The sequence below is a fragment of the Butyrivibrio sp. FC2001 genome, assembly GCF_000424125.1.
Lineage (GTDB): Bacteria > Bacillota > Clostridia > Lachnospirales > Lachnospiraceae > Butyrivibrio.
The window spans coordinates 129,506-143,193 of the sequence record NZ_AUJH01000014.1 but is presented as its reverse complement, the minus strand read 5'-3'; the positions used below and the strand labels follow the sequence as shown (position 1 = coordinate 143,193).

Below are 13,688 nucleotides of genomic sequence, written 5' to 3'. Positions count from 1 at the left end.
ATGAATCAAAAAGCCAGATGGATGTGAGTATCCATCTGGCTCAATTTTTTCTTATTAGAAGATCCTTCGTACTGAAAGAACCTGTCTGTAGCTAGCGTTAGAAATCTTGATACCGGTCTTAGCTGAAGAAGCATGTACAATGTTTCCTCCGCCGATGTAGATACCTACGTGACCTGAGTAACATACGATATCACCGGGCTGTGCATTAGCAAGTCCATCAACTGCTGCTCCGACGCTTCTGTCCGCACCACTTGAGTGAGGAAGGCTTACACCGAAGTTAGCATATACACTCATAACGAAACCTGAGCAGTCTGCCCCGTTTGTAAGACTGGTTCCGCCGTATACATACGGGTTACCAACGAACTGCTGTGCATAAGATGCAACTGCAGAACCAATTGAGCTTGACTGTGTAGTATAACTTGCAGCTGAGTTGTAGCTCTTGGATGAGCTTCCGTCACCCTTGTCAGAAGAGCTCTTAGTGTTCTTCTTAGCCTGAGCAAGAGCTGCCTGACGAGCCTCTTCCTCTTTCTTAAGACGAGCTTCCTCCTCTTCCTTAGACTCAGCTTCTACGAACTCTGTTGAAAGCTCTACGTAATCCATTGATACGTAACCTTCACCTTCTTCGATGCTGACCTTAACCCAGCCATCCATCTCCTCGGTTACTACGAGTTCGTCCTCTATCGGAACAAGTCCAAGCACTTCATCATCTGTGCTGGGGCCACTTCTTACTTTAAGTGTTGTTGTTGTAACAGTAGCAATTCTCTTACCAACTTCCTTGGCAAGTTCAACTGCATCCTCACCTGTTACACAATACTCAGCCTTAACGTAACCCTCAACTCGACCAGACTTAATCTTGTACCATCCGTCGGTCTCCTCAATGAAAGTACCTACTGAATCATCATAAAGCTTACCGATGATCTCGCCGTCATCTTCACTCGGGTTATCACGTACGTTTACATAATCATTAACGTTAGCAATAACGAGAGACTTGAAACGCTCTTCTTCCTTCTGCTCGTCTGTAAGCTCCTCTTCTGATTCCTCAGTGTCCTCACCGGTTCCGGGCTCTTCAGCCGGGATTGTAGCTCCGGTAGCTTTCTGAATATCGTTAAGGATGTTCTCCTGCAATGTTGATGCAAGAGGTGTAGTCTCTGTAATAGTCACTGCAGAATCCTGAATATCATTCTCTGCAAGCTTATCATCTGTATTATCACCTGCAAGGTTAGAAAGAGATACTGAATCTCCTGTCAGCGCGTAGCTGATACCTGCGGAAGGCAAAACCGTTGTTACCTTAGATGCTGAAGCATTAGCATCAATACCTGCTCCTCCAACTGTTACCGCAGCAGCAACCCCCATTGCTATTAACTGCATTCTAGTCTTTCGCAAAACAAACCTCCAAAATATATGTTACGAATTTGTTACATCTTTTAAAAATATACATTGTCATTATCATTTTGTCAACCTCACATATCCAATTTGTCCGAAATTGCGTGGCTCAATAAAGCCATTTTTGAAATTGGCGAATCTATTAAAGCAATTTAAAACAAGAAAACAGCCAGTGTTCATGCGGCTCCTGGCTGTTTTCAATATATTGTGTTCTGAACAATTTTCAATACAAGCAATAGTTAACAAAATTTGCAGAGTGATTTTTGTGCAATATTTTTTATACTTATTTTATAGTTATTTTATTTTTTACCAACCAGATAATCCTGCACGGAGGTCACTGCATTAGCTCCATCTGCAACAGCTGTAACAATTTGTCTTAGTCTCTTCTTTCTTGAGTCACCTGCAACAAATATTCCGGGGGTTGATGTTGCACCGCTCTCATCAGCGATTATATAGCCGTTATCGTCCATATCAGCAAGTCCTTCGAAGCTCTCTGTAAGAGGATGGATTCCTATTGCCACGAAAAGGGCATCTGTTTCCACGTCCTTAGTTTCACCTGTCTTAACATTTTTAACAGATACGGCAGTAACCTTGTTATCGCCCTTAACCTCTTCTATTACGCTGTCCCATATAACTTCTACATTAGGAAGTGATAAAAGCTCCTCCTGAAGGATCTTGGCAGCACGAAGCTCATCTCTTCTGTGAACAAGGTAAACCTTGCTGCAGCCTCTTGCCAGGAAAATTGCATCCTCAACAGCCACATCTCCGCCGCCGTTAACAACTGCAACCTTATTTCTGAAAAATGCACCGTCACAGGTAGCACAATATGAAACACCGCGTCCTGTGAATTCCTCTTCACCCTTTACTCCAAGCTTGTTGTGTGTCGCGCCGGTTGCAAGAAGAACTGTCTTCGTTTCGTACTCGCCCTGGTCTGTTACTACTTTATATATAGAAGATTCTTTTTCGTTTCCTTCTTTCACCTTTAATATAGAAGAAACACATCCTTCTGCGAATTCAGCACCGAGTTTATCAGCATGCTCACGGAACTTCATTCCCATATCAAAACCGTTAATTCCGGGAAGTCCAAGATAGTTATCTACTTCATAAGTAATAAGAATCTGGCCACCGCTGACAGGATCCTTCTCGATCACGAGTGTATCAAGTCCTGCTCTCTTAGCGTAAACAGCTGCAGAAAGTCCGGCAGGTCCGGAACCGATAATAACTAAATCTCTCATTGTAAAACCTCCTTACGATACTTTTATTTATAAATTTGATTGTGTACAATTCATTTATTGAACACATAATAACCCCAAAATATAAATTTGTAAATAGCTTTTTATGTTAAGATGATACTGGAATTAAAAATACTTATAAATAATATCATTCCCTAAGGAGAATAATAATGTCAGATAAATGTACTGCTTTGATCACAGGCGCCTCAAGAGGCATTGGAAAAGCTATTGCAGCTGAGTTTGCAAAAAATAATTACAATCTTTATCTGTGCTGCAAAAGCCATGTAGACTCACTTACAGCCTATACCGCAGAGCTGTCTGCCGAATATGGCATCACAGCCATCGCCGTAGCCTGTGACGTATCTGATGAAGCGGACGTAAGCTCACTTTTTGACATAATAGATAAATCTCCCATAGGCGCTCCCGAGGTTGTTATAAATAACGTGGGAATAGCCTGGTATGGACTTTTGACCGATATGAGCTCCGATGAATGGCACCAGATGATCGGTACTAACCTTGATTCTGTTTTTTATATCTGTAAAAAAGCCGTTCCTTATATGATAAGAAACGGTCATGGAAAAATCATCAATATATCCTCTGTATGGGGCCAGGTAGGTGCCTCCTGTGAAGTTGCATATTCAACTTCAAAAGGCGGTGTAAATGCCTTCACAAAAGCCCTTGCAAAGGAAGTGGCACCAAGCGGTATTCAGGTAAACGCCATAGCCTGCGGAGTCATCGATACGGAAATGAACAGCTCTCATCTCTCAGAGGATGAGCTTTCTGAGCTCGCATCGGAAATCCCTGCCGACAGACTGGGCCGTCCCGAGGAAGTGGCGGAACTTGCGCTTAGCATCACCCGCTCCCCCTCCTATCTCACAGGACAGATAATCACCATCGATGGTGGTTGGATTTAAAATCTCATCTCAAGCTTCGGAGCAATTTTTGCAAGAATAAGTCCGATTGCTACCATCACAATAGAGATGATCTGTGATGTTGATAAAACTCCGATGCTTCCTCTGTAATCCGCACGGAAGAACTCGATGCAGAATCTGCCGATGCCGTAAAGCACCAGGTACATGGCTGCTGTTCTGCCCTTTACCTCCGTCTTATTGGAATACCAGATAAGGAACGCTCCAATAAGGAAGTCTCCAGCTGATGACATCAGCTGCGTAGGAATAAGCGGAACCCCGTTCGGTGCAAAATCGGAATGAGTAAAGACTACATGAAAGGGACTTGTGGTCTCTGCTCCGTAGCAGCATCCCGCACAGAAGCACCCTATTCTTCCAAAGCCCTGTGCAATTGCAACCGCAGGCATAACTACATCAAAGTACTTCAAAAACTCTTCATGTCTTCTTTTTGTCACGTAGAAATATGCAGAAACTATTCCACCGATTATTCCTCCATACACAACATATCCGTTTGCAAAATCCCACAATATCGAAGGGTCCTTCAGGATATCTTTAAATTCAACAATATAAAACAGAAGCCTGCATCCCAGCAGGCCTCCGATAATAGCACAATAAAAAATGCCATAAATGGTATCTTCAGATAAGCCCTTCTTTTTTCCTCTCTTAAGTACAATCATGAGTGCTGCCAAAAAACCAACAGCTATCATAAGGCCGTACATGTGTAATGTAACAGGACCTATCTTAATATCATTAAACATATTTCTCCATTTCCAACAGTTAACTCTTCAACACTTTATCTATTGCAGAGATAACAGTATTCTCATCAAGCGGCTTTGTCACAAACTCAACCGCTCCGTTCTCCACAGCTTCCACAACCTTTTCATTCTGTCCGGCAGCTGTAATCATTATCACCTTTGCATCCGGATAAGCCTTGCGAATAAGCTTAAGTCCCTCAATACCATCCATTACAGGCATTGTAATGTCCATAGTAACAATATCAGGCTTGAATTTGCCATAGTCGTCAAAGCCTTCCTGGCCATTTGTAGCTTCATGTACAACTGAATGTCCATGTCTCTCGAGCATGTCCTTCAGCACTCTTCTGGATGTTCTGGAATCATCAACTATTAGAATGTTTGCCATAGTCCCTTCTCCTTATTTAACAGTCACTTCTGAATTCACAGCGACAACAAGACGAATATCTGCATCACAGCAGTTAACAGTCATTACATGAATATCATCACCTGAAATCTCACCAAACTTAGTGATGAAATAAGGCGGATCAAGTTCAATCTTCTTACCCTGTTTACTCCTGTCTGTTGCATACAAACCATTTATGCAGTTTATGAGCTCGCACATAGCATCAAGAGCATCTTCCTCGGTCTCAATAAATTCCTCCTTGGTGTAGCTCTTAGCCAGCTTCTGCAAATCCTCATTCTTGCCAATAAGTGCAACAGTTGCTTTGACATCCCCTGAAAAGGACTGATACGCAATGCACTGATCCTTGATGTTGTTTGTAGTATAAACACGATCGATGGAAAGGTGCGTATCCACTAGTCTGTATATATTTTTAACTCCATATCTGTAAAGAGCGTTGTACTCCGGATCATCCGTACCTGTAAAAAGCGGCACTATAAAATCAGGATCTCCGTTTTTAAGCGCAGACATCTGTTCATCTGTAAGATTCTTCTCCTGCTGGAAAGCTCCAAGAACATCATCCACATCCTCTAGTGTCATAATGCCTTTCTCAACAAGTGCAGATGTGAATGTCTGGAATTCATTCCCCTGAAGAGACAACAGATAACCAAGCTGTATCTCAGTAATATAGCCTCTCTCTATAGCCAGGTCGCCGAAACGTTTATCCTTCGTGGCCTGAAGTGCATTAATTTCCTCAGCCTGAGCAACCGTCATAAGCTTCTCAGTAACCGCTATTACTCCAAGCTTAGCTCTTCTCGACTCCATAACCTGATAAGCCGTATATAACTGTGCTTTAGTAATAGTCCCCCTGTCGAGGAGGTATTTTCCCATTATTCGGTCAAACATAATACCCTCCAATTCATAAGAAAAACATAAGAAAAAAACACAATCAAGTTAATAACAATTTTAACACAAAACAGCCTTGAATAATACCTAATAGAGCGAAGCTATGCCTTTGTTTTTGATAATTATTCTTCAGGTTCTTCTTCCACTTCCGTCTTAGCTGCTATTCCTTTTCCGCTCATAGCTGACTGAACCGCTGCCTCTGTCTCTGAGAGCTTCTTCTTTGCAGGCTTCTTACCGACGTTCTTGCCTGCAGATGCAGCCTGTGCAGCCATCTGAAGAGCAAGCATACGGTCTCTGGGAATCATAATCTTCTGTCCGCCGGGATTGATTATGATACCATCCTTCTCACCCACAAACTTAAGAATATCTCCAAACCCGAAAACAGCTCCCTTGTACTCAGAATTCCTGAAGGCCTTGGTGAACTCTATTCCATCTGTGAAAACAGGAAGGAAGTGCTTTTCATCAGGACTCTTGATCTCAGGGAATCTGATCTTGGTGTCGGCAGTGAACTTAAATCTGCCATCCTCTAATACTTCAACAGGTCCCTCATGCTGCATGGGAACGATATAGTTAGCTGCCTGTGCAGCCTGAGCCATACGCATTTCCTTAGCTGCGAGAACCTCGTTTCTCTTTTCATATTTAACAGGCCATCTCACCTCTCCGAGGAAATCAAGGATGGCAAATACGAGAGTAGGATTCTTGGGAGATTTGTCTCCGCCGTTACCCCAGTCTCCGGGTGCTGCCACGATCTCGTTTCTCTTAAAGTGTGCTCTGTAATAGCCGTTATCAACTATGAAGTGCTCAATTCCAAGATAGTAGAGATAATCGAAGAATGTTCTTCTCTCGCTTGCAGACTCTGCTTCGTTATCAGCCTTGCATGCGCGGACAGCCAGTTTTCTGAACTGCTTTGCAAATACCTTAACAGCAGCCTCAGCATACTCCTGAGATGAATAGATATTGATATATCCGTGATCAATGAAGGGATAGCCTGTCTGCATATCAAAGAGCACGTAAAGCATCTTAGCATCGCGGACTCTTCCGAGGATCTCGTTGTACACCTTTCTGTGATTAGCTTCATAACCAGGAATAGGCGCAACCTTCTGGAATCTCTCCTGAACTGTCAGAAGGAAAAGAAGCTCCTGCATGGATAAGAACTTGATTGAATCGATGTTGAGCTCCTCTTCATAAATGAGCTCACCAATCTCAGCCTTGCGCTCCTCTGTGAGAGGATCCTCAAATTCTCCGTCCTCTTCCTGTCCCTCAATCTTTATAGGATTAAGCTTGCCGGGAACAGGCCAGTCAAGCTCCTTATGCTTTTCCTTAAGCTCAGCAATCTGCTCAGCCTTCTTCTCGGCCTCCTGCTGCTCTTCAAGAAGTGCAGCCTCCTCCGCTTTCTTTTTACCACCCAAAAAATCTAAAATTCCCATTAAAATATCTCTCCGTTCTTAATACTACTTAAAACTTTATAAGGCCGTTTTACGCCTGAATGTCAGCCTCAAAGAATGTCTTTGAAAATGCTATCAGATAATCAACATCCTGCACGCCGGCTGTCTCATAAGGCGAATGCATTGCAAGCTGTGCCATACCTATATCCACTGTTCTGACCGCAACCTGTGTACCTGATATATTACCAAGTGTTGAACCACCTGCTACGTCTGAGCGATTAGTGAAGGTCTGGAAAGGAACCTTTGCCTTCTCACAGATGAGCTTGCAAACAGCACCTGAAGCAGCATCTGTTGTGTACTTCTGATTAGCATTGTACTTGATTACAATGCCCTTGTTCATCTGAGGTCTGTTTACAGGATCTGCCTTCTCAACATAGTTAGGATGAACTGCGTGAGCATTGTCAGCAGAAACCATAAAGCTCTCTGCCAGTGATACAAGATAATCCTCTTTGCTCTTACCAAAAGCATCATTTATTCTCACAAGTGTATCCTTAAGGAATGTGGATGCAGCGCCCTGTCTTGTGGTACTGCCAACCTCCTCATTATCAAATACAACATGCATGATAACGTTCTTCTTATTCTCAGCCTTTACGAAGCCCTCGAAGGAACCGTAGCAGCACTCGAGATCATCGAGACGTCCTGAGGAAACGAACTCATCGTTTGCCCCCCATACAGTGGGCTCTACTCTGTTATAAAGGAAAAGATCGTGAGAAACAATATCTTTTTCCTTAACACCTGCAGACTCTGCGATAAGCTTCATAAATGTATCCTTGCTTGTCACATCTCCGAAAATCGGAAGCATGTCCTTCTGGGCGTTGTACTTGTGTCCGTCGTTAGCCTCTCTGTCCATGTGGATTGCGAGTGAGGGCAGCATAACAAGATCCCTTCCTACATCAACAAGCTTGGAATCTACGCCAACTGCTGCCCCGGATTTTTTCACCATGACGCGGCCCGCAATAGAAAGCGGTCTGTCAAACCAGGGTGCGCAGAGCATTCCGCCGTACTTCTCCACATTAAGAGTTACATAAGCGCCTACTGATTCGATCTCCGGATTCTCCTTGATCTTAAAGGAGGGAGAATCGCTGTGGCTTGCGATCATGTAAAATCCCTTGTAATCCTTTGCAGGAAGTTTAAAGGATATAATTGAAGAGCCGCTTCTTGTAACGAAGTATTTTCCGCCCTTTGAAAGCTTCCACTTCTCATTTTCATTAAGCTCTGTAAAACCCTCTTCGAGAAGCCTTACTCTGAGCTCTTCTACTGCATGAAAAGCTGTGGGGCTCTTCTTGATAAAATCTGTTAATCCTTTTACTGTTTTTTTCATTTCTTCACCTTCTATCATTTATCATTTCCCATCCGAATTCTGTCCTGAAGTCCTTTGTAAAACTCAGACATTCGTTCAGTATTAAGTTTCTTCCCACCTCTGAAAACGGGTCTTTTGAACCTGAAGTTTTTAATATTTCCAAGCTGATACCTCTGTCTGAAATCGAGGCGCTCAGCAGCAAATGCGATTGCACTCTTTGCCATTATAGGAACGGAAGTGATAGCTTCCTTGGCCTTACCGGGAGTCGCAGCGGCTGTCTTGTAAACATCCTCCATACGACCGTCAAACTCAGCCATGGCACCTTCAACCATATCAAGAAGGTGTACCAAGCTTGATACCGTAAGCACCAGGTCAGCTGCAAGATAAGCCATCAGAACAAGGGCGATGATCTCTGCCGCAAGAGGATGAATCATCCCCAGTACCTTTTCAGAGAAGGGCATTACAAATCTTGTAACAAGGATTCCCGCTACGCCAAAGCCCAGTGTCGCAGGCACACATACACGTCCATTAATGTTAAGGGGCATGTCGTAATATTCCCACCATACTGCATGGAATCTTTTTTCAAGAAAATAGGATGTACTATATTCCAGAACCATGCTTCCCAAAGCACAGATCACAAATATCTTCCATAGCGGAATCTCATTGTAGGGAATGCCTCTGAACACAGGAAGATATCCAAAAACGAGCTCACAGGCAACGGAACCTGTCCCATATATTGGACAGATCGGCCCGAACAAGAATCCTCTGTTTCTCCAATGGCCTTCCTTGACTGTGCAGTAAATGCACTCGTAGATCCAGCCTATAAAGCTATATGCCATAAATAATATAAATATCTTACTAACAAACATATCTTTAAGCTCTCCATTCGGCGGGATTATCTGCCGCAAAATGTCACGCGTCTTTACTCCTTAATACTTTTCCCATGCTTGCAGATATCCCCTAGACAGCATACGTCGCACTGGGGTCTTCTTGCTACGCAGACTGCCCTTCCGTGCCATACGAATCTGTGGCAAAGGCTGTTACCCTCCTCGGGAGGAACAATCTTCCATAGCTGTGCCTCCACCTTGGCGGGGTCCTTGATATTATCCACAAGTCCGATAAGATTACAAAGTCTTATGCAATGCGTATCCGTAACAATCGCAGGCTTTCCGAAAACATCACCCATGACAAGATTCGCACTTTTCCTGCCAACACCGGGAAGCTTTAAAAGCTCTTCCATGGTGTCAGGAACCATGTCATTATACTTTTCGTGAAGAATTTTCATGCATGCACTGATATCCCTCGCCTTGGATTTACCAAGTCCGCAGGGACGGACTATCTCCTCTATGTCAGCCGGATCAGCCTCTGCCAAAGCTTCCACTGTAGGGAACTTTTCATATAAAAGAGGCGTAGTCTTATCGACTCTGGCGTCCGTGCACTGAGCAGCAAGTCGCACGCTGACAAGAAGCTGCCAGGCCTCGCTGTAGTCAAGTGTACAGTCCGCATCGGGATATTCCTTTTTTAGTCTCTCTATTACTTCCTGCGCTAATTGTTTTTTTGTCATTGCAAACACCAATATATTCTATCGCAAAATTGCCCATTAATTAAGTCCGAAAAGCAAAAGCCTCCCGGACTTATTGTCAATTCTCTATCTGCTCTAGTGCGCTGCTCATAAGCTTGAGCAGTTCCAATGTACTTCTAAAATGAACTGTCTTTTTCTTTTCAGACCAAAGCACCTGTCCCTGCCAGGAGCTGTTCTGCCTGAATTTAACCTGAACAAGAAATGTTGCCTGCTCGCCTCTGTATGTCTTGAGGCTTCTGATGGGCTCTCTCTTTCTGATTGAGTTGGGATTGTGATAGTCCCTGGTCTTATCCTTCTGACCAAAGGTTCTGTAGGATGTAGTCCTCTGCGGGAAATCCCAGTTATCATAGAGTCTGTCCATCAGCATGACCATTTCATATCCGCTGCCAAAGGGAAGGGGCTCCTCTTCATAAGGAGTCCACAGCATTCCGCTTATATCCCTTTCTGACGCCTCATTAACGCAGACACAAATTAAGTTTTTTCCAAAAATACGTGATTCTGATTCTGTCATTTTTTAATTCTCTTGCTTCTCTTTATTGTTAGTATTGCCATAAATAGTACTGCTGCCGCAAATACTACTATATGTCTTCCAAGATCTGAATAGTCATCAGTTGATGATCTTCTGGCACCAAGTACGTTATCATCTGCAGGATTCGCTATATCAACTGTGACATCGCCTGTAACTCTCTTAGCGCCAAGAACGTTAGGATCAACAGTCGCTGCCTTTTCTGTTTTAGGAGCAGGCGTTGTACTCTGCTGCGTAGCAGGTGTTGAAGAAGATGTATCGCTTGAATTTGATCCATCGTTCTTATCATTCCCGGGTGTCTCGTTTACTGCTTTATCAGCGTTCTTAACCTTGAGGATTCCAGGTACCTTTTCAATATTATAGTTCTCTTCGAGAGTTCCATCATTAAGTGTATAGGTGAAGTAGTTGTAGCTCTGTCCAACTGCCTTCTGTTTACCTGTATATTTATAGGTTGCGCCCTCACCTTCTGCAAAACCGTCACCTGATACGGTAACCTTATGCTTCTTGTGAGTCTTATTATCAAATGTCTTTGTAGTGCTGCCGGAGGTAAGAGTTACATTTCTCTTCTCAATGGTGAGCTTACCGGGTCTGAATTCAAATTTGAACTGGTTAGTAACCACATTGCCTTCAGAATCCTTTATCACGGGTGAGCCTGTGATGTTTACTGTATATTCGCCGGCATTTTTGCCTGAGCCGTATGCAGCAATTCCGGCAACTGTAAAATTAGCATTACCGATTGTAAGAGGCAAAACCTGCGAGGAATCGCCGTTTCCTGTAACTCTGTATTCAGAATCGCTTCTGCCCTCAAGCATGAAGCCACTTATACTCTGAACCTGTCCGTTATATTTTACTGTGCTGTTCGCACCTTCTACCGTAAGTATGTACTTCTGTTCATCGGTTCTGTCTACAACAGATAATCCGCCAAAAGTATATTTAATATTGTAATTGTCAGGATTAGTGCCATCCTTGTAGGAGCTTATCGTGAACTCATTTACATCTGTTCCGATGTCGGTTCTGCTCTTGGTAAATGTATAATATGCGCCCTGGTTACCTACCCAGCCATCCTCCTTGGCAAGTGGCATAGCGCCATTTTCAAGAGGTGTTCCATCGTAAGGCTTAACGATGTTCATGGAAACCAGCTCTACATTTTTCTTCTTAATTACATCAACCGCTGTAACCGTAAGAGTTGAAGGTGCACTGACATCCTCAGCTGCTTCGTTATAAACCGTAACGCCTGAAAGAGCAACATCAAAAGTGTTATTGCTATCATTTGTAGCATCAACGGCACTTACTGTAACCGTGTTATTCGGGATTCCCGCGATATAAACAGTTCCAATCTCAGGAGAGCTTGCAACAACAACATCCTTGGACTGACCCGCTACAGTTATTGACGAAGAAGGCAGTGAAATCTGTACATCCTGGCTTTCGCCGTTATAAACCTTGGACTCTACAGTAGTTCCTGTAACAGTAAGAGCTGAAACAGTTGCCGCAGGCTCGCTTTTCTCAGCTGCAGGCGCTTTCTCCTCTACGGGAGCTTCCTCAGTCGGCGCTTCTTCATCAGTAGGAGGCACTTCCTCGGTCGGCTGTGAATCCTCTGCAGGTGCCTGATCATCCACAGGCGCAGTCTCTTCTGCAGGCGCTTCAGTAGCAGGCTTCTCTGCATCAGCAGGAGCTGCATCTGTCACAGCATCTTCATCTTCAGCAGGCTGTACTTCCTCAGAAGGCACAGCATCATCCTGAACGTCTAAAGCATCCTTCTGCTCATCAGACGCCTCTGCATCGCCGCCCTGGTCAGCCTCTTCAGCTGCCGGCTCGCATTCATCATTATCTGTATTATCCTGGATAGTTGAAATGGAAGAATCTTCCGGAACCTCGGAATCATCACCCCCGGAATCCAGCTCCTGCCCTGTCTCGATAGCGGCAAAATCATCACCGGATCCCCCTTCAGCACTGACATATAACTCCTTTGTCGTACTAAAAGTAAGCGCCGCAATCATAATGCAGGCAAGCACTGTCTTCTTACAAACTCTTATTAAATTCCCCTTCAAAACAAATACCCTCATAGAAAAATAGAAACTACAGTTACATCATATATAACTATTCTGAATTAAAGCCTGTCTTCCAAGCCAAACTCTGAATACATCAATTTTATCTGTTTTTGGCCTTAAAAGCAACCGCTATCACTTGTTTGCTTCCTATACACAAACCGCTATCAGTTGTTGTCTTCTTCGGCAGCGGCAGCTTCCTGTTTTAGCCTCTCCTGCTCCCTTGCTTCCTCAGCCATTTTTCTTGTAACCTCTATGCTGTCATCCCAGGATTTATAGCGTGAATCGCCTCTTCTGTCTACAATATCCTCTCCGAATCGCTCCTTAAGATTATCCGCAAGATATTCTGTAAACTTGCAGCTTCCCTCGTAATTCAAATGGGAATGGTCATTAAAATCCTTGGTAAAATCAAGGCCTATCTCATCATAGGCTTCATTCATGTTCATGTACTCAATGCCATTGTCCCTTGCGATAAGTCCCACCTTGTTATAGGTAAGAACCTCCTTGTCATCGACAATGTACGGCGCAACTATGAAGAAAAGCTTTACATTATTTTCATTTGCAAGGTCGATTATCTTGTTCAGATATTTTTCCGACTTGGGAGTAAGGTCTGCGCTGATAGTCACATCGTAGACAGGTCTTGGCTGCTCCTTAACCGCACAGTAGGGTGTGTAGCCCTTAAATGCTGCAAGGTCCTCTTTTCCCCAAAGAGCATCATAGTCCTCCTGGGTCAGACTCTCATATCTGTTGTGATAGGTGAAGAAGTCCGGAAAATAGTCATCCCACCTTGTGAACTCGCAGCTTGTCACAAACAGTCCAAGCTTATTAAGTGACGGGCGAAGTCCCTGGAGATTTTCATATAAAAAGTCGTACTGATGATCATTCTTAAAGCATGCAGCTGCGTAAAAATCCAGCACTGCTACCTTGGGCTTTTGCGTTTTTAATGCTTCCTTAAAATAATAGTAGGTCTGCCACAAGGTCTGCTCCGCTGCACTGTAATCGTAGGCTGCGATGCCGTAGTTTTCCCACAAAAGTGCTGTGTTCACGTCGCAGTGAATATGGCTTGAGCCAAGCATCAGAACATCTATGGAATCCTTGGGCTGAGCATAGAAGCTGCGGGCCTGATTGATTCCATGAATGGATTTCTCGGACAGAAGTCTGTCAAGACAGCTTATGGTAATAACAAACGCCAGTATAAAGGCTAAATAGGTAAATATCTTTTTCATG

At 43.8% G+C, this 13,688-nt stretch carries 13 protein-coding genes; 1 reads left to right on the top strand and 12 read right to left on the bottom strand.

Annotation, left to right across the window (positions count from 1 at the left end):
- Positions 1–54: 54 nt before the first annotated feature.
- A complete protein-coding gene (locus G601_RS0108740) occupies positions 55–1,383 on the bottom strand; it encodes a C40 family peptidase (protein ID WP_026665107.1) in 1,329 nt (442 codons plus the stop codon).
- Positions 1,384–1,682: 299 nt separating this feature from the next.
- Positions 1,683–2,618, bottom strand: coding sequence for a thioredoxin-disulfide reductase (trxB, locus tag G601_RS0108735; protein ID WP_026491237.1), 936 nt, complete (start codon positions 2,616–2,618; stop codon positions 1,683–1,685).
- A 167-nt stretch (positions 2,619–2,785) separates the two neighbouring features.
- Between trxB and ymfI the strand changes: the two genes are divergently transcribed.
- Positions 2,786–3,529, top strand: coding sequence for an elongation factor P 5-aminopentanone reductase (ymfI, locus tag G601_RS0108730; protein ID WP_026665106.1), 744 nt, complete (start codon positions 2,786–2,788; stop codon positions 3,527–3,529).
- Here the strand turns inward: ymfI and lgt are convergent.
- The 10 genes from lgt to G601_RS0108680 all read right to left on the bottom strand — a co-directional run bounded on the left by lgt (position 3,526) and on the right by G601_RS0108680 (position 13,687).
- Positions 3,526–4,281, bottom strand: a complete 756-nt coding sequence (gene lgt / locus G601_RS22585) for a prolipoprotein diacylglyceryl transferase (RefSeq protein ID WP_026491239.1) — start codon at positions 4,279–4,281, stop codon at positions 3,526–3,528. The two genes, ymfI and lgt, sit on opposite strands and share 4 nt — an antisense overlap.
- A 19-nt stretch (positions 4,282–4,300) precedes the next feature.
- The gene (locus G601_RS0108720; protein ID WP_026491240.1) at positions 4,301–4,663 is read right to left on the bottom strand and encodes a response regulator; all 363 of its coding nucleotides are present in this window, start codon (positions 4,661–4,663) and stop codon (positions 4,301–4,303) included.
- A gap of 12 nt (positions 4,664–4,675) precedes the next feature.
- On the bottom strand, positions 4,676–5,563 hold the full coding sequence (locus G601_RS0108715; protein WP_026491241.1) for a chemotaxis protein CheX: 888 nt from the start codon (positions 5,561–5,563) through the stop codon (positions 4,676–4,678).
- 122 nt (positions 5,564–5,685) lie between these two features.
- A complete protein-coding gene (locus tag G601_RS0108710; RefSeq protein WP_026665105.1) occupies positions 5,686–6,990 on the bottom strand; it encodes an SseB family protein in 1,305 nt (434 codons plus the stop codon).
- A gap of 49 nt (positions 6,991–7,039) precedes the next feature.
- Positions 7,040–8,329, bottom strand: coding sequence for a M18 family aminopeptidase (locus G601_RS0108705; RefSeq protein WP_035790564.1), 1,290 nt, complete (start codon positions 8,327–8,329; stop codon positions 7,040–7,042).
- A gap of 14 nt (positions 8,330–8,343) precedes the next feature.
- Positions 8,344–9,147, bottom strand: coding sequence for a putative ABC transporter permease (locus G601_RS22580; protein ID WP_207638035.1), 804 nt, complete (start codon positions 9,145–9,147; stop codon positions 8,344–8,346).
- Positions 9,148–9,230: 83 nt separating this feature from the next.
- The gene (locus G601_RS0108695) at positions 9,231–9,872 is read right to left on the bottom strand and encodes an endonuclease III domain-containing protein (RefSeq protein ID WP_026491244.1); all 642 of its coding nucleotides are present in this window, start codon (positions 9,870–9,872) and stop codon (positions 9,231–9,233) included.
- A gap of 76 nt (positions 9,873–9,948) precedes the next feature.
- Entirely contained in the window at positions 9,949–10,401 is a 453-nt protein-coding gene (locus G601_RS0108690) for a hypothetical protein (RefSeq protein WP_026491245.1), read from the bottom strand.
- Positions 10,398–12,464 (bottom strand): hypothetical protein, encoded by a 2,067-nt coding sequence (locus tag G601_RS24915; RefSeq protein WP_026665103.1) that lies wholly within the window; start codon positions 12,462–12,464, stop codon positions 10,398–10,400. Before G601_RS24915 ends, G601_RS0108690 begins: the two co-directional genes overlap by 4 nt.
- Positions 12,465–12,628: 164 nt before the next feature.
- Entirely contained in the window at positions 12,629–13,687 is a 1,059-nt protein-coding gene (locus G601_RS0108680; RefSeq protein WP_026665102.1) for a hypothetical protein, read from the bottom strand.
- Position 13,688: the final 1 nt, after the last annotated feature.